Origin of the sequence: Arthrobacter endolithicus, from assembly GCF_026627425.1 — a bacterium.
GTDB lineage: Bacteria > Actinomycetota > Actinomycetes > Actinomycetales > Micrococcaceae > Arthrobacter_M.
Window position 1 is genome coordinate 1 of record NZ_JAPNLH010000022.1, and the last position, 21,780, is coordinate 21,780.

Annotated in this window: 19 protein-coding genes, 1 tRNA gene, 1 other RNA gene and 1 pseudogene; 11 read left to right on the forward strand and 11 right to left on the reverse strand. The window is 63.3% G+C overall.

Translation table 11 applies throughout. The features are described from left to right. A pseudogene (locus OS914_RS15535) lies at positions 1-217 on the reverse strand (hypothetical protein); the annotation flags it as partial. Between the two features lie 431 nt (positions 218-648). On the opposite strand from OS914_RS15535, the gene OS914_RS15540 reads away from it, so the two are divergent. Then, positions 649-864 (forward strand): hypothetical protein, encoded by a 216-nt coding sequence (locus OS914_RS15540; RefSeq protein WP_267546970.1) that lies wholly within the window; start codon positions 649-651, stop codon positions 862-864. Here the strand turns inward: OS914_RS15540 and OS914_RS15545 are convergent. Then, positions 839-1,432, reverse strand: coding sequence for a GNAT family N-acetyltransferase (locus tag OS914_RS15545; protein WP_267546971.1), 594 nt, complete (start codon positions 1,430-1,432; stop codon positions 839-841). The two genes, OS914_RS15540 and OS914_RS15545, sit on opposite strands and share 26 nt — an antisense overlap. A 125-nt stretch (positions 1,433-1,557) precedes the next feature. Between OS914_RS15545 and OS914_RS15550 the strand changes: the two genes are divergently transcribed. Then, on the forward strand, positions 1,558-2,658 hold the full coding sequence (locus OS914_RS15550; protein WP_267546972.1) for an SGNH/GDSL hydrolase family protein: 1,101 nt from the start codon (positions 1,558-1,560) through the stop codon (positions 2,656-2,658). Positions 2,659-2,716: 58 nt separating this feature from the next. Here OS914_RS15550 and OS914_RS15555 read toward each other — a convergent pair whose 3' ends face one another. Further along, positions 2,717-4,735 carry a hypothetical protein gene (locus OS914_RS15555; RefSeq protein ID WP_267546973.1) on the reverse strand — a complete coding sequence of 673 codons (2,019 nt, stop codon included), beginning with the start codon at positions 4,733-4,735 and terminating at the stop codon, positions 2,717-2,719. 296 nt (positions 4,736-5,031) lie between these two features. Next, positions 5,032-5,571, reverse strand: a complete 540-nt coding sequence (locus OS914_RS15560) for an SRPBCC family protein (RefSeq protein ID WP_267546974.1) — start codon at positions 5,569-5,571, stop codon at positions 5,032-5,034. Positions 5,572-5,681: 110 nt separating this feature from the next. Between OS914_RS15560 and OS914_RS15565 the strand changes: the two genes are divergently transcribed. Next, entirely contained in the window at positions 5,682-6,542 is an 861-nt protein-coding gene (locus tag OS914_RS15565; RefSeq protein WP_267546975.1) for an NAD-dependent epimerase/dehydratase family protein, read from the forward strand. A 57-nt stretch (positions 6,543-6,599) separates the two neighbouring features. Here the strand turns inward: OS914_RS15565 and OS914_RS15570 are convergent, their stop codons facing one another. The 3 genes from OS914_RS15570 to mptB (OS914_RS15580) all read right to left on the reverse strand — a co-directional run bounded on the left by OS914_RS15570 (position 6,600) and on the right by mptB (OS914_RS15580) (position 9,625). Further along, positions 6,600-7,574 (reverse strand): NAD-dependent epimerase/dehydratase family protein, encoded by a 975-nt coding sequence (locus OS914_RS15570; RefSeq protein ID WP_267546976.1) that lies wholly within the window; start codon positions 7,572-7,574, stop codon positions 6,600-6,602. A 114-nt stretch (positions 7,575-7,688) separates the two neighbouring features. Continuing rightward, the gene (locus OS914_RS15575) at positions 7,689-7,892 is read right to left on the reverse strand and encodes a hypothetical protein (RefSeq protein WP_267546977.1); all 204 of its coding nucleotides are present in this window, start codon (positions 7,890-7,892) and stop codon (positions 7,689-7,691) included. A gap of 146 nt (positions 7,893-8,038) precedes the next feature. Continuing rightward, positions 8,039-9,625, reverse strand: a complete 1,587-nt coding sequence (gene mptB, locus OS914_RS15580) for a polyprenol phosphomannose-dependent alpha 1,6 mannosyltransferase MptB (RefSeq protein WP_267546978.1) — start codon at positions 9,623-9,625, stop codon at positions 8,039-8,041. 320 nt (positions 9,626-9,945) lie between these two features. Between mptB (OS914_RS15580) and OS914_RS15585 the strand changes: the two genes are divergently transcribed. Together OS914_RS15585 and OS914_RS15590 are read left to right on the forward strand one after the other, a co-directional pair. Further along, positions 9,946-11,238, forward strand: a complete 1,293-nt coding sequence (locus OS914_RS15585; protein ID WP_267546979.1) for a glycosyltransferase 87 family protein — start codon at positions 9,946-9,948, stop codon at positions 11,236-11,238. A 25-nt stretch (positions 11,239-11,263) separates the two neighbouring features. Beyond that, on the forward strand, positions 11,264-12,535 hold the full coding sequence (locus tag OS914_RS15590; protein WP_420713982.1) for a glycosyltransferase 87 family protein: 1,272 nt from the start codon (positions 11,264-11,266) through the stop codon (positions 12,533-12,535). A 113-nt stretch (positions 12,536-12,648) separates the two neighbouring features. On the opposite strand, the gene mptB (OS914_RS15595) is transcribed toward OS914_RS15590, so the two are convergent. After that, the gene (gene mptB, locus OS914_RS15595; protein ID WP_267546980.1) at positions 12,649-14,403 is read right to left on the reverse strand and encodes a polyprenol phosphomannose-dependent alpha 1,6 mannosyltransferase MptB; all 1,755 of its coding nucleotides are present in this window, start codon (positions 14,401-14,403) and stop codon (positions 12,649-12,651) included. Between the two features lie 178 nt (positions 14,404-14,581). Here mptB (OS914_RS15595) and orn point away from each other — a divergent pair, with 178 nt between their 5' ends. From orn to OS914_RS15625, 6 genes are all read left to right on the forward strand, one after another. Continuing rightward, positions 14,582-15,184, forward strand: coding sequence for an oligoribonuclease (gene orn, locus OS914_RS15600; protein WP_267546981.1), 603 nt, complete (start codon positions 14,582-14,584; stop codon positions 15,182-15,184). A gap of 171 nt (positions 15,185-15,355) precedes the next feature. After that, positions 15,356-15,431: transfer RNA gene (locus OS914_RS15605), tRNA-His, on the forward strand. A gap of 121 nt (positions 15,432-15,552) precedes the next feature. Next, positions 15,553-16,707, forward strand: coding sequence for an acyl-CoA dehydrogenase family protein (locus OS914_RS15610; RefSeq protein ID WP_267546982.1), 1,155 nt, complete (start codon positions 15,553-15,555; stop codon positions 16,705-16,707). Next, complete coding sequence (gene def / locus OS914_RS15615) at positions 16,704-17,276, forward strand: peptide deformylase (protein WP_267546983.1); 573 nt, start codon at positions 16,704-16,706, stop codon at positions 17,274-17,276. Before OS914_RS15610 ends, def begins: the two co-directional genes overlap by 4 nt. A gap of 24 nt (positions 17,277-17,300) precedes the next feature. After that, positions 17,301-18,191 (forward strand): acyltransferase domain-containing protein, encoded by an 891-nt coding sequence (locus tag OS914_RS15620; protein ID WP_267546984.1) that lies wholly within the window; start codon positions 17,301-17,303, stop codon positions 18,189-18,191. Between the two features lie 101 nt (positions 18,192-18,292). Then, positions 18,293-19,942 carry a peptide chain release factor 3 gene (locus OS914_RS15625; protein ID WP_267546985.1) on the forward strand — a complete coding sequence of 550 codons (1,650 nt, stop codon included), beginning with the start codon at positions 18,293-18,295 and terminating at the stop codon, positions 19,940-19,942. A gap of 29 nt (positions 19,943-19,971) precedes the next feature. On the opposite strand, the gene OS914_RS15630 is transcribed toward OS914_RS15625, so the two are convergent. The 3 genes from OS914_RS15630 to rnpB form a co-directional block, all read right to left on the reverse strand. Further along, a complete protein-coding gene (locus tag OS914_RS15630; protein ID WP_267546986.1) occupies positions 19,972-20,160 on the reverse strand; it encodes a hypothetical protein in 189 nt (62 codons plus the stop codon). Positions 20,161-20,284: 124 nt separating this feature from the next. Next, a complete protein-coding gene (locus OS914_RS15635) occupies positions 20,285-21,139 on the reverse strand; it encodes an HNH endonuclease family protein (protein WP_267546987.1) in 855 nt (284 codons plus the stop codon). A 188-nt stretch (positions 21,140-21,327) separates the two neighbouring features. Continuing rightward, positions 21,328-21,717: RNase P RNA component class A (gene rnpB / locus OS914_RS15640), an RNA gene on the reverse strand. Positions 21,718-21,780 lie beyond the last annotated feature (63 nt).

A 21,780-nucleotide genomic window follows, 5' to 3' on the forward strand; every position in this document is an offset into this window, starting at 1 on the left:
CATAGGGAACCTTGGGCGCGGCCGGCTTTACAGGATCGGCAGGAGCAGCGGGAGTGGCCGGGTTCGCTGCGCCGCTGCCCTCGGGCTGACCGGTCCCGGGAACAGGCCCGGGAACAGCGCCGGAGCCCAGGCCTGCGCGCTGGACCCGGCGCGGATACTTCGCGGTGATCGCGGCCAGCACCTGAGCCAGATTCTCCCGATCAATCTCCACGCCCACCCACCACCCTCAACCCACAAACCCAGCAACCCAAACCCGGCAACCTGCACCAGCAACCCGTACCAGCAAAAACCGGGAAATCCCCCTGATCTCCAACTACTACAAGGCTACGAGCAGGCACTGACATCATCAGGACAAAAAGACCCCAAAACCGGCCCCTGCGGAAAAGAATTTCGAAAAACTTTTCCGGCCATTCGCTATGTGCCAAAGGAGTAACTCGGCTGTTTCTGAAAGCCCCCCGATCCTACCGCCGTGCTGATCGCCGGGACACTGCTGCATTTGCATTTGGTGCTGGACTGCTGCAAGCTTTTAAAGGCCCGTTTCGAAGCGGGCCTTCTTTTGCCTTCCACAGCGTCGCCTTGGACACAGAAGATTTTGGCGTTGCGGTCCACCGACCTATGCCGACACGACCAGCGAATACGGAAGTCACAATGATTGAAACAGCCACTGATCTCACCTTTCGGGTCAAGGTCACAGACAAAGCCACCATGGATGCGGAACTTAATGCCGCCGTCGACATGACACGCGAAAAAGCCATGCGGGACCGCCACGGCGTTCTGATCACCCGGCATGCTTCAGACTCGTTCACGGTCGCCGTCAGCGCAGAAGTTCCCTACGGGATTACTCAGGAAAAGCACGAATGGTAGGAGCCTCGGACTGTCTCCAGTCCTTCGCCAGCACGGCGTAGATCAGTTCGCTGGTCCATTCGCCTTTCAGGAAATAGTTTTCGGCCAAGAGTGCTTCCCTGCGCATACCCAAACGTTTACAAACTGCCGCAGAGGCCGTGTTGCGCTCGTCCAATCTTGCCTGGACGCGGTGGAAGTTCAGTTGACCAAACGCCAACTCCAGGACGGCTGCCGCCGCCTCGGTGGCGAAACCGTTGCCCTGTGCATCGGGGATAAGGGTCCAGCCGATCTCGCCCGTCTTCGGCTGGGCTTCCGCACCAAGGTCCCATTTCAGCGCGATTTCGCCCACAAAGCCGGGTTCGTCCGCTCTTTCAATGGCGAACGAAGCCCAGTCCCCGGGTTTGTCGAAGCCGGAGTCCACGTACATGGCGATTCGAGCCATGCACTCGGTATAGGACCGGGGTTCGTTCAGCAGATAGCGAGCGGTCTCCGGGAGCGACTGGTAGGCGAAAAACGGGTCAAGATCCGCTCCGGTGAAACGACGTAATTTCAGACGTTCCGTGGTCGGGGGCAAAGGGTAGGCAGCCATGATCTTTAGCGTACCGGCTTCGGTTGCGTGAGATTGCTCTCTTTTCCAAATGTTAGGGCGTAGCGGAGCCGTTACGCTGAAAGCTGTTGCATGCCTGATGTTGCTGTCTTTGTAGAAGAGCGATCATGAATATCCTGCGGTTGCCAGATGCCCCCGACGGCGCCCCTGTCAGGTCCCGGCCAGATCGGCCGTTCCAGGCATCGGGTGTGTGGCGCCGGGTCAGCCGCCGGTCCGTGCTGAAGGCCGGCAGCGCGGCAGGCCTTGCAGCCTTTGCAGCCGTATCGGCCGCCGGAATCCTGACGGCAGCGGAAGGACTGCTCGCCGCTCGGCGGCTTATGCCAAGGGGACCGGTCAATATCCTCAGGCCAGCGCAGTTGTTCGGAAGCGGAGCCGATGAGGATTTGATCACGCTTGCCTTGCTCGGTGATTCTCTGGCGGCGGGGTTCGGGGTCGGGACGCCCGAGGAGACCGTAGGCGTCCTGCTGTCCAGCGGGCTGGCAACGGCGGCCGGCCGCCCAGTGAAGCTGCAGAATTTCGCCGTTTTCGGCGCCGAATCGTCCGACCTTCCGACCCAGCTTGCGCAGGTGTGCAGAGCTGGCATTTATCCGGATGTAGCCCTCATTATCGTCGGCGGTAATGACGTCCTGCACCTGCGCAGAATTGATGCTGCTCTTTCGTCGCTGGCCGGCACGGTGCGGGAACTACGGCGGCTTGGCTGCCAGGTGGTGGTGGGTACCTGCCCGGATATGGGTACCGTGGGTCCGATCCCCCAACCCCTGAGGTTCCTTGCCCATTGGGTCAGTCGGCTGCTGGCAACGGGCCAGACGATAGTGGTGCTGCGCAACGGTGGCCGGACGGTTTCGCTGGGCGATTTAGTCGGGCCGGCGTTTCGGATGGAACCTGCACTGATGTTTTCCCCCGATCGGTTGCACCCGTCGGCGCGTGGTTATGCGGAGGCGACCCGTGTCCTGCTGCCGAGCGTAATGGCTGCCGCCGGATACGGTGTGGAAGCGTCAGGGAGGGTGCCGCACCGGGTCTACGACAAAAGTCAACGCCGGCCGCTGGCTTGGTTTGCGTTCAAAGCCTCCCGTCGCGCCGGCGTCGAGGTCAGCACCGTCAAAGCGGCCGACGGCGGCAGCGTTGCCGTGAGAACCCGAACGGCAGGTCGGTCAACCAGCCGGATCCGTCGCTTGGTTCGGCCGTTTCGATCACTCACGGCAGAGTAGTTCTCGGCCAGGTAGGCCCGGTCGGTGCCTTGTTGCAGGCCGAGGGTCGTCTTTAGAGCTATGGTGCTGTGCCTGCGTAGATAAAGCTGTCCCGGGCAGCCCAGTTGATGCCGTCGACTGCGGGACCCGAGACTACGACACCTGTGCCGCTCACCACTACACCAGAGGCGGAGTTCCAGGTATACCGGGTGAGAGCACCAGTGGTATCCCCAAAGTAAATTCTGGTGCCGTCAATGAAAGTGGAGCGGGTGCTGGCGAATTTGGAGCCGTTCGAGGCGGTGAATCGAGTGGCACCGATGATGGTGCTCTGCGGCTCGAAGTAGCGGTAGTACAGATTCGAGCTTCCCGAGACGGTGTAATAGAGCCTTGCTGTGACCCGGTCGTAGAACATCGAGGTCATGACCTGCAGGTCTGCAACGAAGGCCGGCAGGTTGTTTAGCTCGATGGTGCTGGCAGTGCCCAGTGTGGTGCCGTTAAAGGTCTGGGCCCGGAGCGTTCCATCGGAGCGGGCCGAGTAGAGTTTGCCGTCCAGCATGAACAGCCCGCGCACGGTGGAGAAGTCAGTGTTGGTGGAGAGATTGCTCGAAGAGGTGACGGAGGCGCCGCTGAACTCCCTGCGGACGAGCGAGGCGGGCGGCAGTGTGCGGCCCTTGTCATCCTTGGCACCGCCCGCAGCAAAGACGGTTCCCGGCAGTTGTCCCGCCGCTTCCGGCGGCATGGCGAACCCCCCGGTTACGGGCATGAACGCCATCCGCCCGTGGTACTGGTAGCCAGAGATCCGGTCAGTGTCGCTGCCGATCCACAGTCCGGCATCTGTGGCCCAGAAGGAGTAGACACCGTAGCCGCGGGTGCGGCCTGGATTCCATGTGGTCGGTATGCCAGTGCGTGGATCCAGGGCCGCCAGTCCTTCACGGTTGACGGCGCCGGGTCCGACGGCGTCGCCGACGAACGGGTTATTGAGGTAGCTGAAGTGTCCGCCGACGTAAACAGCGGCGCTGGTGACTGCAATCCGGGTGATGGTGTCGCCGCCGGTGTAGTCGATCCAGGTCGGCTGCTGGTTAGCACCCGTGGTGACGATGTTCCAGCGCGAACTCGCATCACACATGGTGTTCGCGTAGTAGGAGCCTGTGGTGGCGACCGCAAAAAACGTGCCGTCCGGCGAGATATCGATGTCGCGCATGTAACTCTCGAACTTGGTGTTGCACAGCGGTTCGAACCGGGTGGTGGACCAGTTCGACAGGGACGTCGGGGACGTGGTGAGATCCGCCATGAAGATTTGGGTGCGTGAGGCGCCGTTGACGACCGTGAAGTTGCCGACAGCGACCAGCTTGGACCCATCAGGGGTGATGTCTGCCCGCAGGATGGAGAGGGCTCCGCCGTTGCGGGGTCCGCTGATGTCCAGCCGGACCTCCGGCAGCTGTGCACCGGTGACCGGGTTAACGGCCGCGAGCAGGGGCCAGGGCTTGCCGGCAACGTTGTTGAACCGGCCGGTGAGGTAGAGCTTGCCGTTGCGCTGCATAACCTGATGGACGCGCCCGTCGAAGGCTGGCGTCTTGAAGCTCGTGTCCCGCGCTCCGGTGGTGACGTCGAGCTTGGCCACGGCGCGCTGGGTGCTGCCGTTAACGGTGGAGAATCCGCCGGCGATCCATACTTGGTTGCTGGTGCCGCCGACGGCGAGCACATCTATGACCTCACCGTTGACGGCGGGAGCGAAGGAAGTGATCTTGCCGGTGGAAAAGTTGAAAGCAAAGATGTTCGTCCGCGCAAGGATTGTGGTGCTGGCCTGGGTGCGTACCTGGCTGAAGTTGCCGACAACGACGACGGTGTCGCCGACCTGGGCGAAGCCGCTGACGTAGCCGTCCAATACGTGCGGGGTGGTCTTGTTCGGCTGATCGCTGACCACCACGGATTGGTTCCCGGGCTGTAGGGCCGCGGCCGGGCTGGCCGGAACCAGCACCGCCAAGATCAGCGCAAGCACCACCAGGCACACCGTGCCTGCAAGGCCGGCTTCGGGACGATATCGACGGCGCCGGGCCGGCGTGATGCACGCAATAGAGACATTTCCTGGAAGCAACACGACAACCGGCCCCTCTCCCTCGCCGAATTATTGCGCTGCCCGCATCCGCACCGGGGCGCTTTTCCGGCTCATCACACAGAACTCTGACTGGTCCGGACGGGGCATGCCATAGGTAGTTCCGGCAAAATACTCGGTATTCCGGGTATTCTTACCCCGCCGTAGCACCAGCCGTACTCCACCAGCCGTACTCCGCCAGCCGTAAATTCGCCAGCCGCGAAATGTCCCGTTGTTGCCGGCCTGCGGGCAGCCATTCCAACACTCCCAGCTGACCAAGTGCTACCAGTCGGGGACCGGAATCACGCCTCCACGGTGGCCTTGAAGGTCTTCAGCGTCTTCTTGATATTCCCGCTTTGAAACTGGGCAAATGTCCGGCCACCGGTGACAACGGCGTCAAAGCCCCTGGCCAGCAGGTCCGGCCATCCACGCCTATCGTCAGTCCAGCTTTCCGTAACGCGGGTCAGTGTATCCGCTGCTTCGAAGCGGTATTCCCAGGTCGCGATCGGTCCGCGCAGGCGGGGAGTTTTTGCGCCGATAGCGTGCACCCTGAATTCGAAGCGCAGACCGGGGTCAGCAGCCGTGACAGTGCATCGCGTAGTCCAGCCGAAACGCCCGCGTTTATTGCGCCCGTCAAATACCATCCCCACATATGCCGCCGCCACGCCGCCCTCGTGTTCGACTTCGCTGCCGCCACCGCCGGTCTGTCCACAGTGGACAGTGGCGCCTAAGTTCTCCGGGCTCCACTGTCCCATCCGCGTGACATCGCTGATCCGTTCGTAGAGGGAAAAGGGATCAGCGCGGATGAGGATGCTCTCTGAAACGGTGAACGTGCGTTTCACGCGGGGACTCCCTTGGTAGGCCATTGAGCGTCACCTTACAGCGTCGAAGAGACCCACGATGGACGGGTTGGGCCCGTCGGGTTGCCGCCCATCACCGTAGACTGTCCTACATGACGGTGCTTATGGCGGGATGTGGTGATTTGGGCACCGAGGCAGGACTACGCTTCGCCGCTGCCGGCCATCGAGTTTTGGGTTGGCGCCGCCATCCGCAAAACCTTCCCGCCGCCATCGAAGGCTCCGCTGTGGACCTAACGCAGGCTCTGCCGCCGGTTCCGCCCGAAACCCGCATCGTCGTCGTCGCGGCGGCTGCCAGTCAACGAACGGTGGAAGCGTACCAGGCCGCCTACGTGGATGTGCTGACCAATGTCCTTGATGCACTGGACCGCGACGACGTCCGGCCCGCTCGGATTCTCTTCATCTCCTCCACCGCTGTGTACGGGGATTCCGGCGGCGGCTACATCGACGAGAGCACAGCAGCGGAGCCGACGACGGCGACCGCCAGGGTGCTGCGGACGGCGGAGGAACTGCTGCACGCACGGCAACCGGACGCCGTCGTACTCCGCCTTGCCGGGATTTACGGACCGGGCCGGACGATGCTGATAAATCAGGTCCGCAAGGGCACCGCCAGGCGCCCGGACCAGCCGCAGTTCACCAACCGCATCCACCGCGATGACGCAGCTGCCGCCATTGTCCATCTGACAACCGGCGTGACCGAGCCGGCCAACACGTATATCGGCGCCGATGACTGCCCGGCGGAACTGGGCGAGGTACTGAGTTTTCTGGCCGCTGAACTTGGCCAGCGGATGCCGCCGAAGGAAGCCGGGGCGGCCAGTGCCACTAACGCGGCCCCACGCGCCAACAAGCGCTGCAGCAACGCACTGCTCCGCAGCACTGGCTTTGAGCTTGCTTACCCGAGCTACCGGGAAGGGTACCGCGCCGTGCTGGCCGGCCAAGGAATTCACCACAGTTGATCGTTGTTCCAGGCGTGCACCTGATGGATGGGACCGAACGCAAGCCCGGCCAGCTCGTCAATGGCTGTCGGCGCCGGGTGTTCGGGCCAGCTGCCCGGCGTCGCGGAGCCACCGCACCGCTTCGGCAACGGCCTGTAGGGACGTGTACCGCGGCACGTAGCCCAGCAACTGCGCGGCCTTGGCGATACTCATGGAGGGACTGCGCGAGATGTGCTCGTAGGTAACGTCGGCGTGCCCGGCGGAGGTCATCTGCCGGAACTGCTCAAACGGCACAAACTCAAGGTTCGCTTCCTTCCCGGACCAGCGGGCCGCCGCCTCCGCGAAGCCGCGAAGCGTCAGCGCCCGTGGGGAAACGATGTGGAAGCTTTCACCGATGGCCGACGGCGGCGGGTCCAGAGCGAGCGTGAAGGCCTGGGCAACGTCGTCGGCATGGACGTGGTGCACCGTTTCGAGGCCGAAGTTCGGCAGCGTGACGCGCTCGCCCGCCGCCAGCCGCTGCCAGATGCCGGGATCCAGATTTCCCGCAGGATTGATCACCGGCCATCCCGGCCCACTGATATGTCCCGGATGTAAAACGACTGAGCGAAGGTTGCGACTGCGGGATTCGTCGTGTAAAACCGTTTCAATGGCCGCCTTGCCGATGCCGTAGGAGCCAAGGGGATGGCGCGGCGCGTCCTCCGTTACCGGCACCTCCGCCGCTGGCCCGTGCACCCAGATGCTCCCGCAGGACAGCAGCATGGTCCCGCTCCTGCGCAGCGGTTCCACGAGCTGCCGGGCCGACTCGGGCGTGAAACACACCATGTCGACGACGACGTCGGCTTTCAGATCCGCTATCCGGCCGGCGAAAGTGCCGGCCGCGTCCTCCGCCTCGCGGTCTGCGGTTATCCGCACCACCTGCTGCCATGCCGGGTCCGCGCGGTACGGGGACCGCAGCCCCCTGCTCATCGCCAGAACTTCATGTCCCGCGCCGACAAGCCGCGGAATCAGGTAGCTGCCCACATGACCGGTGGCGCCGATGACGACAATTCTCATGGTCACTTCCTGACGGCCCTTCGGCCGGTAGGGTCCGGTCCGGTATGGCCCGGTCTGATGGGGTACGGCCCGATGGGGTCCGGCCCGAGAGGCCCTGTCCGGTGGGCACCGCCGTTACCGGCGGAGAACGCTTTCTTCGCCGTCCAGGAACTCATCCTCGATGTCCCAGTCAACCTCTATGGCGGTTACCTCGGCATAATCATTGGCCGGGTCTTCGTCCCGAAAGTGACCCGGCGGCAGATACCGGCGTGTGGCCGGAGCTGGTAGGGATTCAAGCTCTGCGGGGAGGGGTGGGCGGCCTGTCATTTCCGGTGCCATGAGGTGTCTCCAACCGTGGGCGGGACGAACGGTGCTGTCAACGCGGCCCGGTGCTGGCCTGCTGCCTGACCATCCGGTACGGCCCAGCACATCACGGCCCACCGGTGCCGTCAACCCCGCTGCCGTCCTTGGCCCAGCAGTCGGAGTTAGGGCAGTTCCGCGGGCCGGAGGAATAGCACCCGGGTTTTCCGGTCGAAGAAAACCATATACAGCGCGAAGGACACTCCAACGACAATGGCCACCGCGCGGACAACGCCGATCGGGATCCATTGGAAAACGCTCAGCTGGTCGGTCAGCGCAACCAGCATAAAGAACGCGGTCAGGAACAGCACCATGCGCAGCTGCCAGTTTTCCTTGATGCCGGTGAGGCCGAAAAACACGAGCAGCCAAACCATGTACCACGGCTGGATCATCGGCGCCAGCAGGACGACGGCGGCAAACGCCCACGCCATCCGGCGCAGGACGGTTGCGCTGAAGTTGGCTCCGGCCGTGCCGCGGAACGCCAGCCAAACGACGGCGAGAACAGACAGCACGGTTCCGATCAGATGCACGACTGATGTCGCTGCTTCCCCCGGGCCGCCGAGAAGGTCGGTGAAGAATCCCAGCACCGCGCCCAGCGACCCGATGGGCGCATACCAGATCCAGACGGTTGAGGAGGTGCGCAAGGCGGCTACCCAGCCGAATCCGAGGCCATTGACCGCACCGGCAACCCACAACAGGCCCATTGATAGAACAAACGTTCCGGCCCAGCAGCTGAACTTTCGCCGCCATCCGGCGCCGGACCCGGCCCACAATAGGCCAACAAACGGCAAGGCAATCAGTGTGATCGGTTTGACGGCTATGGAAGCGGTGATCAGCACGATTCCCAGCAGGGGTTTCTTGGTGGCGGCGAAATATATACCCGCCACGACTAGACCCAGCATGAGCGAATCATTGTGCGCGCTCGCGACGAAGTTAATCAGCAGGACCGGGTTAAGCACGGTCAACCAGAGGGCCCTCTGCGGGTTGACCCCGTGCAGCGCCGCCAGCCTTGGGACAAAAACCACCAGCAGTACGACCCCGGCAGCGGCGGCCAGCCGGAAAGCCAGCAAGGAAATCTCCGGGATCCCGAACCCGACCCACACGGCGAACTGCTCTATCCACAGAAAGAGCGGCCCATAGGGAGTGGGCGCTTCGGTCCAGAGCGTATCCGGGCCGAGCTGGTAATAGTTGTTCAGCGCCGATATCCCGTTGGTGTAAGGGTTCAACCCCTGACTCATCAGCCGGCCCTGCCCAATATAGGCATAGAGATCCCGGCTGAACAACGGCAGGGCAAGCAGGAGCGGCAGCCCCCAGAGCAACAGCGCTTTGAACAGCACCGGCCGGGCCGACGCGTCCCAGGCACCCACCCGCTGGGCCAGCCGCAACCATGACCGGACCAGCAAGAGGGCCCCAAAACAAAGCAGCACCGTACAGGTAATGACCCCTAAGGGAGTGGTCCGCGCAGCGATGAAAACCGGAACGCGGATCAGCGTCGAGCTCGTGGCAAGCCAGCCGACGCCAATCGATCCCAGCAACATCAGCATTGCGGCGACAAAGCCCTGCCACAGGGCGATCTTCACGGACCCGGGAGCGCCGGCGTCGCCCTTGTGCGACCACGCGGCCAGACGAGCGGCTATTCCCGCCGGCCGGCCGTTCACCGGGGCGTCCGCGGAGTCCGCTGACTGTGCCCGGCGCGGTTTGTCGGTCAACATGGAAGAACAGTCCTCTTCGGTCAGGAAATGCGCTGTTTTTAACGGCTCTGCCATGTGCGTGGCTTAAAACAGGCAACGAACGGCTGGAAGATTGCGGCTGATCCCGCTATTCGAAGATAACCTTTGGATCACCGTGATTCTAACACCGGCGGCTGACGCGAAAGCGGGCCCGGCGGTGTCCTGCGGTAATATCAAGGGGCAACAACCCTCTGCCGCCTCATCTGCGGGCGGCGTCTGCGGCATTAGTCTGCGCGCCATATCTGACACGCTATCTTTCGAGAAGGACTGCTCACATTTCTACCGACTCATTTTTCGGCGCCTTGACGCGGGCCCGGCAACGGATTCTCCCCGATGCGGCAGCGGCGCGGCTGAACAGCCCCCGCGGCCTTCTCTGGGGATTTATTGCCATCCACCTGTTTTTTATCGGCTTCATGATGATCTGGGTGCTGCAGGGCCAAGCCTTCAGTGACACCTTTATCTACCGTGAATGGGCCGCTGCAGGTTTCCGGGACGAGAACCTCTCCGGAGGGCCAAGCCCGTGGGTTTATCCGATCCTGGCGCTGCTGCCCATTGCAATCGCCGGGATCGCGGGCAAGGGTCTGTTTCTGTTGATCTGGGTCCTGATGATCACCGTCCTGAACGCACTCGCGGTGGGCAAGCTCACCAGCTGGGGCAGGAACCGAGGGGCCATCCCGGCTGCCTGGTGGTGGCTGGTTTTCGTTCTCCTGATGGGCTGGCTCGGCTTTGCCCGAGTGGACGGTCTCACGGCCCCGATCGTGCTCATTGCGCTCGTCTACGGCGTCGCCAACCCGTTCGTGGCGTCCGTGCTGCTGAGTATCGCGACCTGGGTCAAGGTCTGGCCCGCCGCCGTCGTGCTGGCGCTTTTCACGGTCGTGAAGGAGCGCCTTCGCGTACTGGCCGCCGGCATTCTGGTCACTGCCCTGGTGGCGGCAGCGGCACTGTCCTTGGGCGTCCTGCCGAAGCTGTTCCACTTCCTGACCGAACAAGGCGACCGCGGCATGCAGCTGGAAGCGACGTTCACCACGCCATGGCTCTGGCTGTCCGTATTGAACGCCGGCGGCACACGGATGTACATGAATACGGACATCAACTCCATGCAGGTCGACGGGCCAGGGACGGCCCTGATGTCCTACCTGATGCAGCCGCTGCTCATTGTTGCCGCGCTCCTGGTGGCCGGACTGATCTTTTGGGCGCTGCATAACGGCAACCGCCATGGTGCCCAGGGCGGCGGCGCGGACCGTACCGAGCTGCTGCTGGCCGGTTCACTGACAATGGCGACGGCGTTCGTCGTCTTTAATAAGGTCGGCTCCCCTCAGTTCATGGTCTGGCTGGCTCCGGCCGTCGCCGTCGGGCTGGCGCACTGCTGGAGGGAATGGCGCGTGCCTGCCGTCATGCTGATTGGCATTGCCGTGGCCACTTTCTTTGTATACCCGTTGTTTTATGACGCGTTGAGCCACAACAACCCGGTGATGGCGCTAGTGCTGACCATCCGGAACGTGCTGCTGGTCGTGCTGTTCTGCTGGTCCGTCCGTCGGCTCTACGTGCTGGGCAAACGGGCCGAAAAACCTGTTGACGCCGTCAAGGAGTTCTAAGATTTCGGTAAAATTCTTTGCCCTGCTGCTTCGTTTCCGCGCGGCACTGCTGCCGCCGGCCGCGGTGGCGTGGTTTGCACGACCTACCAGTGTCTGGTGGGGTTTTGCCGTGGTCCATCTGTATTTCCTTGCCTGGATGATGTCATTCGTTATCCACGGCACCACCTTCAGCGACACGGAGCAGTACCGGCAGTGGGCCCTGGCTGGCTTCAATCCGCCGGACCTGGAAGGCAACATCAGCCCTTGGGTCTACCCGGTGCTGGCCCAGATTCCCATCTTCCTGGCCAACATTGCCGGCCCACACGTCTACCTGCTGATCTGGATGCTCATCATTACGGTGCTCAATGCCGCGGCGATGGCCTACCTGACGCGCGGCACGCGACGGGTCAGCGGCATTGCTCCAGCCTGGTGGTGGCTTGCATTCACCGTGTTCCTGGGATATTTGAGCTTTGCCCGGGTGGAGGGTATTACCGCCCCAATCGTGCTGGTGGCACTGCTCTTCGCTGCCAAAAGGCCGCTGGTGGCCACCGTCCTGCTCAGCATCGCCACCTGGATCAAGGTCTGGCCCGCGGCGGTGATCGCACCCATTGTCATTGTCAGCAGGAAGCGGGTGAAGATCCTTGCCACCGGAGCGCTGGTCAGCGCCGTAGTGGTACTGGGCACCTTCCTGGCCGGCGGCGGGAAGCATTTGTTCGATTTCCTCACCAACCAGGGCGAACGCGGGATGCAGTTGGAAGCCACCTTTTCTACGCCCTGGGTCTGGCTGAGCGTTTTCCATATTGGTGGCGCAAAAATAGCGGACAATCTCGCCATCAATTCAACCGAGGTCTACGGCCCCGGCGCGGCGACCGCTGCCGTGATGATGCAGCCGCTGTTCCTGCTCGCGGCGATGGTGGCGGCACTGCTGATGGTGTGGGCGCTGCGCAAGGGCGCCGAACGGGAGGAACTGTTCCTTGAGGGTGCGCTGATGATGACTTCCGCATTTATTGTTTTCAACAAGGTGGGCTCACCGCAGTTCATCATCTGGCTGGCACCGGTCATCATCGCAGGGCTGACGCATGACTGGGAGCGGTGGAAGGTTCCCGCCGCACTGCTGATGGCCATCGCCGTCACCACATTCGTGATTTATCCGCTGTTTTACACTCCGCTGATCCACGCGAATCCAGCCATGGCTGCGGTGCTGACGGCCCGCAATGTGCTGCTGGTGGTTCTGCTGTACTGGTCCATTCGACGCACGGTGGAGCTGGCGCTCAGGCCCCGGCCCGTAGCAGGAACGGTCTCCACCCCCGCGGGCTGACCCCGGCTGAGCCCATCGGGATGCCTTCGTTGTTCCCTCTGCCCCCTGCTGACGCACCAGCTGAGGACTGGCGCTGCTGCTTCAGCAGGGGTCCTGGTCCACAGCGGCCCTACTCAGTCCCGCGTTGTGCCGCCCGCGTGCCCCGCCTCGGCCGGAGGCATCGTGCCGGCGGCGGGTCCGGCCCCCGCCTCCGCCGAGGGCCTAACCTTGACTGGAACCAGAGCCATGGCCGCCGTGGCCGGTGCTTCCCCGGGCACGGCCTCCCACCCATCCGATATGTCTGTCCCGTACCCGGCTTGGCCCGCAGCCCCCTTCCGGCCGAGGAGTAGTCTCCGAAAGCCCCTGTGCAGCAGGAGCTTTCTGGTGTGTACGTCCACGAACAGCAGATAGACGATGAACGCCAGTGCCACCACATATGCCAGCGTCGAGGCATGGACCGGAAGCCGGACAAAGGACCAGACGGAGAGCTGGTCCTGGGCACCAAACACCACAAAGAACGTGATGACCACGTAGAGCGATTTGATCTGCCAGTCGTTGCGGATACCGGTGACGGCCAGGAAAGGGATGAACCATAGCACGTACCACGGCTGAATGATGGGGGAAAGCATCACGACGGCCGCGAAGGCCAGGGCCATCCGACGGATGAGCTTTGCGTAGTCGCCGCGGAACATCAGCAGGACCACCAAGCCCACACCTGCCCATTTAAGCACCATCCGCAGCAGCGATGCCAGCATCCCGCCATGCAGCCCCAGCAGATTCGCCAGCTCACCCACCCGTTGGCCAAGGAAGCCCGACGGCGAGTACCCGGTGAAACCTGGTGTGGGATCCAGGATGGCCCAAACCCAGCCGAGGCCGAGGTTGTAGGGAATGCCGCTGAGCGCCAGCACCCCGAAGCTGATCGCCGCCGTCGCGCCCCAATAGAAAAACTTCCGGCCCAGCGAAGCGGCCGGACCGGCCCACAAAAGGCCGATGAACGGCAGCAGCAAGACCGTTATCGGTTTAACACCGATGGAGGCCGTCACCAGCAAAATCCCCCATCCGGGATGTTTAGTGGCAGCAAAGTAGGTACCGGCGACGGCGAGGCCCACCATCAGCGCATCGTTGTGTGCGCTAGCGACGAAACTGATCAAGAAAAGCGGATTCGCCACCGATATCCAAAGGGCGCGGGCGCCGCTGAGCCCGTGCAGCCGGGCCAGCTTGGGAACATACAACACGCAAAGGCCGACGCCGGCCACGGCCAGCAGGCGGAACAGGAAAACCGAGAAGTCCGGCTGGGCCCCGGTAATTTGCACGACGGCCCGCTCGAGCCAGAGGAAATAGGGCCCGTAGGGGGTCTTGGCTTCCGCCCACGCCGGATCGGCACCCAGGGCAAACCAATTGCTGAGGGTGGAGATCCCCGTGGTGTAAGGGTTCAGGTTCTCCAACATCAGCCTCCCCTGCCCCGTATAGGCGTAGACGTCGCGGGAAAAGATCGGAACAGCGAACAGCATCGGCGCGGACCACGCCCCGACCGCTATGACCACCGAGCGCAACGCACCGGGCCCCCAATGCTGCAGCCGCTGACCCAACCGAAGCCAGGAGCGCATCAACAACATGGCTCCGACCGTGAGCAATAGGGTGGACGTGGTGACCCCCCAGCCCTCGGTGCGAAGAGCGATCACCACCGGGTTGCGGACCATCGGTGATCCATTGGCGATCCAGCCGGCACCGATGGAGCCAACGAACATCATCAGGGACCCGATAAACCCTTGGACGGTGGCGACGTAGGCCTTCGGCCCAGGGCTGGACGCGCCAGCTGCGGTGCCCGCAGCTGCCTGCAAGGCTGTCGGCTGGCCGCCCCTGCCCATACGCGAATCGCCTGCCGTCATCTGTCTAAAATCCTCTGGTGCCCGAGGGCGATTGTCCGCAGCTGGTAGAAGGGAGTTCGGGTGGAGTCAATTGCATAGCCATTTTAGCACCGGGGTGTCGCCCCACCCCGGATAAAACGCACCGTGACCTGCTCCTTCCGGCCAAAGGACCGCAGCGCCCAGACGGTACATTTGACTGGTGCCTATAACTAACGAACGCATTGTATGGATCGACTGCGAGATGACGGGTCTGGATCTGCTGGCGGATGCCCTCATTGAAGTTGCAGTGCTGGTAACAGACTCCGAGCTGAACGTTCTTGGCGAGGGATTGGACATCATCATCCGCCCTGAGCCCGAGGCCCTGGCACAAATGGGTGACTTTGTCCGGGACATGCACACCACCTCGAAGCTGCTCGATGAGCTCCCGCACGGCATGTCCATGGACGAAGCGCAGGAACAGGTCCTGGCGTACATCAAAACGTACGTTCCGGAACCGAATAAGGCCCCGCTGGGCGGCAACTCCGTGGGAACGGACCGGATGTTCCTCGCGCGCGACATGCCTGCCGTCGTCGAACATCTGCATTACCGGGTGATCGACGTTTCCACCATCAAGGAACTCTCCCGCCGCTGGTACGCCCGCGCCTACTTTCAGTCGCCGCCCAAGACCGGCGGCCACCGCGCGCTCGGTGACATCCAGGACTCGATTAACGAACTCAAGTACTACCGCGAGGCGGTCTTTGTCCCGGCCCCGGGCCCGGATTCTGCCACCGCGAAACGGATTTCGCAGCAATACCGGGACTGACAAGGCATGACTTTCGGACTTTTCGCACCCGAAAATCGCCGAAAATCCGGCCTTTTTAGGGTATGTACGCGTGCCGACGTCGGGTCCGTGTCACCAGCACCCTTCAAGAGCAGGTAGACTATTTGCCGTTGCCTTATCCGCTCCGGTCCGCCGGAACTGTAGAGGCACATGGTGGGATTAGCTCAGTTGGCAGAGCGCCTGGTTGTGGTCCAGGAGGTCGCGGGTTCAACCCCCGTATCTCACCCCAAGGAAAGTATCGACAAAGGCCGCCCTGGAATTATCCGGTGCGGCCTTTGTCATGTTCAATGGACATCAGAATACCCGCACGGAAGCGAAGCTTCCGTCAATATCCGACAGGAGCCTCCGGCATGCAGCGCAAACTCTATGAGGAAGACCACGAGCTGTTCCGCGAGGTGGCGCAGGAGTTCAACGCCCGCGAGGTTGCTCCGCACTACGCCCAGTGGGACGCGGACCATATGATGTCCCGCCAGCTGTGGACCGCTGCGGGTGAACAGGGGCTGCTGGGGCTGGCGGTACCCGAGGACTTCGGCGGGATGGGCATGACGGACTACCGTTTCCGCGCCGTTCTGGACGAGGAGTTCGCCAAAGCCAACCATCTCGCCGTCGGCCTGGCCTTTCATCTGCACGACGACATGGTCCTTCCGCACCTGCTGGCCTTCGGCTCGGAGGAGCTGAAGGGCCGGTGGCTGCCGGGTATGGTGTCCGGGGAAATTGTCACGTCGGTAGGCTGGACCGAGCCCGGCGCCGGTTCGGATCTGCGCGGCGTGCGCACAAAAGCCGTGCGGGACGGGGATGACTGGCTGATTTCGGGTCAAAAGACTTTCATTGGCAACGGCATTTCCGGCGACGCAGCACTGGTGCTGGCCCGGACCGACGGCGGCACCGGCAGGGGTGCCCACGACTCCTATTCGCTGTTCATGGTCGCCAAGGGTGCCGGCTACAGCACCGGCAGGCAGCTGGACAAGATGGGGCTGAAGGCCTCGGATACGGCCGAGCTGTTCTTCGACAACGTCCGCGTCCCGAATGCCGATCTGGTCGGCGAGCTGGGCAACGGCCTTGAGTACGCCGCCGCCGCGCTTCCGCAGGGACGGCTGGCCATCGCGGTGGCATCCGCCGCCGTCGCCCGTTCCGTCTATGAAGCGACCGTAACCTACGCCAAGGAGCGCAACGCCTTCGGTGAGCGGATCATCGACTTCCAGAACAGCCGGTTCGTGCTGGCGGACATCCTGACCGAGGTTGAAGTCACCGAGGGCTACGTGGACCGGGCCATGCTGGCGTTCAACGACGGCGAGCTGGACGCGGCATCTGCGGCACGTGCGAAGCTCTGGGCCAGCGATCGGGTCAAATCGATCACGGACCGCTGCCTGCAACTGCACGGCGGCTACGGCTACATTCTGGAATACCCGGTGGCGCAGGCCTTCCTGGCGTCACGGCTGCTGACCATCTTCGGCGGGACCAACGAGATCATGCGCGACCTCGTTGGCCGCGGGATTGCCCAATGACCGTTCATCCCGTCACCATTTGGGGCGAACCTGTGCTGCATCGTCGCGCGGAGGAGGTCAGGACTTTTGACGGCGAGCTGCAGAGATTGATCGCGGACATGTTTGAGACCATGGACGTTGCCAACGGCGTCGGCCTGGCCGCCCCGCAGATCGGTGTTGGTCTGCGGATCTTCACCTATCAGATGGAGAACGACGACGGCGTCCCCGACCGCGGCGTGTTGGTGAACCCATCGATTTCGCTCGGCAAGATTTCCGGGAAAATCCCTGATCCGGAGGAGGAAACCGAGGGCTGCCTGTCCGTCCCCGGCGAGCATTTCCCCCTCAAACGGGCCGAATGGGCCCGGCTCACCGGCTTCGACGCTCAGGGGGCGCTGCTCGAATTCGAGGCCACCGGCTGGTTTGCCCGCTGCATGCAGCATGAATACGACCACCTGGACGGCAAGCTCTACGTGGACCGTCTCACCGACCGCTACCGGCGCAAGGCCAGGCGGCTGTCCAAGGACCAGGGCTGGGGCGTGCCGGGGCTGAGCTGGCTGCCCGGCGTGGATCCGGACCCGTTCGGACACTGACATTTCAGCGTCAGGCCTCGGTCAATGAACCGGGCGGATAGGCTGGAGACCATGATGGACGCTGCGCTGCTGACCACCGAACCGATCCTGGATTATCTGGCCGTGGCGGCGGCGGACCGCGCGGCCTGCGTGCAGCTGCTGGAAGGCACCCCGGGCCCGGCCGCCGTCGAGGTCATCGCCGCGCTGCGTACAAGCCTCTGCGCGGGTGTCAGCGAACTGCCGGTACTGGTGCAGGCCGATGAAACAGACTGGATCGAGGCCTTTCTCAGGTTCACCCCAGAGCTCCTGTGCTGGCATGCCGAGCGCGGCATTGCGGATGAGGTCAGCCGTGCCACGCTGGCCGATGTGGGCCGCAATCTGGAGATCAACCGCCGGGTGCACGGACGCTTCGGCATGGATACCCACACCTGGCTGATCCATCACTTCACCGGACGCCTCTACCAGCTAGGGCGCCTGCAGTACCTGCTGCACCGCGGCGCGGTGCCCGCCGCGGGAGGCGGGATTCCCGGTGCAGAGTCCGGCGACTGGCGGCTGGGCATCCACATTCCGGAATCCGGCGGCCTGGATCCGGAGACCGTGCACGCCAGTCTGGACCTGGCCCGGCCGTTCTTTACCCGGCACTTCCCGGATCAGCCCGTGCGGATTGCCGACTGCGCGTCATGGTTGCTCGACCCCTATATTGCGGGCTATCTGGACTCGGACTCAAACATTGTCCGGTTCGCCAACCGATTTACGCCGTACGGTCACCCGCTCGATGCGCCCACTGACGCTGTCTACTTCACCTTCCGGACGCGCAGCAGTGACCCGGAGCTGGCTTCGCTGCCGCGCCGCACTTCGCTGCAGCGGATGGTGCTGGAGAGGATCGACGACGGCGGCTGCTGGCAGCTCGGGTTCGGCTACCTGGAGCTGCCCTGACGACGGACTGACGTCGCCCACCAGCGGCCGATGCCGGCTGCGGTAAACTTGATTGTTTGGGCGGCATCTTGCCACACCAACCGAGCCGCGAAAGAAGCACAGTGTCCCAAGACGTCATCTCCCCCGACCGCGCCCATGAGATCCGCGCCGCTAAGATCAACGGGCAGGCCGCACGTCGGCGCACTTTCGCTGTAATTTCCCACCCGGATGCCGGAAAGTCCACGCTCACCGAGGCCCTGGCCCTGCACGCCAAGGTGATCGGCACGGCCGGAGCCACCAACGGAAAATCGAACCGCAAGGATACGATTTCCGACTGGATGCAGATGGAAAAAGACCGCGGTATTTCGATCAGCTCGGCCGCCCTCCAGTTCTCCTACCGGGACACTGTCATCAACTTGTTGGATACACCCGGCCACGCGGATTTCTCCGAAGACACCTACCGGGTGCTTGCCGCCGTCGACTGTGCCGTCATGCTGGTGGACGCCGCCAAGGGGCTGGAAACCCAGACCATGAAGCTGTTCGAGGTGTGCCGCCAACGTGGTCTGCCCATTATTACCGTCATCAACAAATGGGACCGGCCCGGGCTGGACACCCTGGCGCTGATGGACGAGATCACCGAGCGCACCGGCCTGCTGCCGATGCCGCTGACCTGGGCCGTCGGCATTGCCGGCGATTTCCGCGGAGTCTGGGACCTGCAGCGGGATCGTTTTGTCCGCTTCACCCGCAACAACAGCGGCGCCAGCATCGCTTTGACCGAGTACTACACTCCGGAAGAAGCCGCAGCCAGTGAAGGGGACGTCTGGACAGACGCGGTGGACGAGGCCGGACTGGTCAAGGATTCGAACCTGCCCTTTGACCCGGAGAATTTCTATGCCGGCAAAGGCACCCCCATCCTGTTCTCCTCCGCTGCGCTGAACTTCGGCGTCAAGGAACTGCTCGATACACTGGTGGACTTCGCTCCTCCGGCCGCGCCGCGCCCCGACGTTGCTGGCCAGCTTCGCCCGGTAGCCGATGCCTTCTCCGGCTTCGTCTTCAAGGTCCAGGCCGGAATGAACCAGGCGCACCGGGACCACGTGGCGTTCGTTCGGGTCTGTTCCGGGATCTTTGAACGCGGCATGGTCGTGACGCAGTCCCGCACCGGAAAGTCCTTTGCGACCAAATACGCCCAGCAGGTTTTCGGACGCGAGCGCGAGGTGATTGACGAGGCGTTCCCGGGGGATGTCGTCGGCCTCGTTAATGCCTCCGCACTACGCGTGGGAGACAGCCTTTACCTGGAAGATTCCGTCGAGTTCCCAGCCATCCCGCTCTTTGCCCCGGAACATTTCCAGGTCGCCCGGTCCAAGGATCCGAGCCGGTACAAGCAGTTTCGGCGCGGCATCGACCAACTCGAGCATGAGGGTGTCATTCAGGTCCTGCGTTCGGATCTACGCGGTGATCAGGCGCCGGTTCTCGCCGCCGTCGGCCCCATGCAGTTTGAGGTGGTAGAGGACCGAATGACGAACGAATTCAATGCGCCCATGCGGTTCGAACGTCTCCCCTACTCGCTGGCGCGGCTCACCACGGCGGATGCCGTCGCGACGCTCGGTCTGGTGCACGGTGCCGAGGTCCTGCTCCGCTCCGACGGCGAATACTTGGCGTTGTTCAACGACGTCTGGGCCCTCCGCCGGGTAGAGAAAAACAATCCCGACCTGATGCTCGCGGTGATCGGGACGCAAAGCCGCAGCGCGATGCAGGGCTACCAGGTACCTTAGGCGAACGCTGGCCTTGCGGACGCCCTGCCCTAGTTCTCCTTCATCACGCGCTGCAGATCCTGCGCCGCAGTAGTGCGGAGGTCCTCGATCTGCGTGAGCCTACGCTGATCGATGGTCCCCTTGGTGTAGTCACGCTGGGCCTGCGTGAGCTGCCGATTGGCCTCATCCAAGTTGTCCTGGGCGGACTTGACGGGGTCTACGTGCTGAATTTTGCTCATACAGGCATCATCCCACCGTTTTTGTCACGCCGCCATTTCACCCCGCCGCAGCCTTCCCGCCAGTCTTCATCTGTCGTCCCAATGGTTGCCCCACTGGCCTTTCCAGAAGCCATACAGCGGCCTCTTAGGGCACATAGCCGGACTCCAGTGTCGGCTGTCGTGGACAGGACGTCAGGACGCGCGTCATCGCGTCCTTCTCCGCTGGTGTCACCCACAGACGATAGGCTGCCTTCACCGAGACCTGACGGGCTATGTAGCGGCAGCGGAACTCTTTGTTCGGGGGAAGCCAGGTCGCAGCGTCGCCGTCGCCTTTTTGCACGTTGGTTGGCCCATCCACCGCCAGCAGGTTCAGGGGATCATTGGCCAGGCTCTGCCGCTGTTCGTCCGTGAGCTGCTGGGCGCCGGTCTGCCAAGCATTACCCAGCGCCACCACGTGATCGATTTGGATGGCCTTACTGCTGTGCGGCCCTCTGTTGAAATCCAGCTCTCGACCCGTATATGGATCCGCCAGTTGGCCCGAGCCCAGTTGGCATCCAGCCGCCTTGACCAGCTGCTTTTGGGTCAGATCCCGCGCCAGAATGTCATTGCGCGTATCGCAGCCATTGCGGTCCATGTCCAGCCATGGTTCACCGAAGGCGAGCCGATCATAGGTGTTCCGCGGTGCCCGGCCCTGCACCTGCAGGACATCGAGTACGCTCAACGCCAGTGCCGGCTTCACCCGAATCACCGGGCTCCCCGACCCTGCCCATCCCGGCTCCAGCACCAACGGACCCTGACCAGCGAGTGCGGCGGAGACCGGGTTCAGCGGTCCCCAGGCGTAGAGGGCCGCAAGCAATGCCACCAATGCCGCAAACACCGGCACGGCAACGGCAAGCGCGCGTGGTCGCCGTCGCTGGGTGCGCCAGCGAACCCAAGCCGCGCTGCGCCAGGGAGCGCGTGCCGGTCGCGGGGACCGCGCTACCTTAATTCGTGGTGACATCGCCGCTGCCTGCATGCCTGTAAAGTGTTGGTCTGACACCAACACTAAGCCACAGCGCTGACATCGCCGGAGGTATCCACAGCCCGCATCTGGAGTGTGCCAATTGCGCAGGGAGGGCGTTTTGACCCGCTGGAGCGCATTCCCGATATTCGGTGCGGACAATACGCGCTAAATTGTCCGGGGGGGGGTGGATGGGTTGGCCGATACGCCGGGTTCTGTCATCCCGCGCCGTTACCGATGCGGGAGTAGCGGCCATCCATCTACGAACGCCGTTGCCGACGCCCTCTAGCGGCCTACCCGGACACTTGGGCGGGCAGCCCTCAAACATGCCCTGTCTGGCCTTGCTCCCGGTGGGGTTTACCTAGCTTCCCTGGTCGCCCAGGGAACTGGTGGTCTCTTACACCACCGTTTCACCCTTACCTGCCTGCGCACATGTTTCCATGCTGCCGGCCGGCGGTCTGTTTTCTGTGGCACTTTCCTGCGGGTTACCCCGAGTGGGTGTTACCCACCACCTTGCCCTGCGGAGCCCGGACGTTCCTCGAGCCACTTGCGTGACGCGCGGCCGCCTAGCCAACCCATCCAGCTATACAGTCTACTGTCCCGCCGGGCACGCCGGGCACCTGCGCAACCGGACGTGCCGG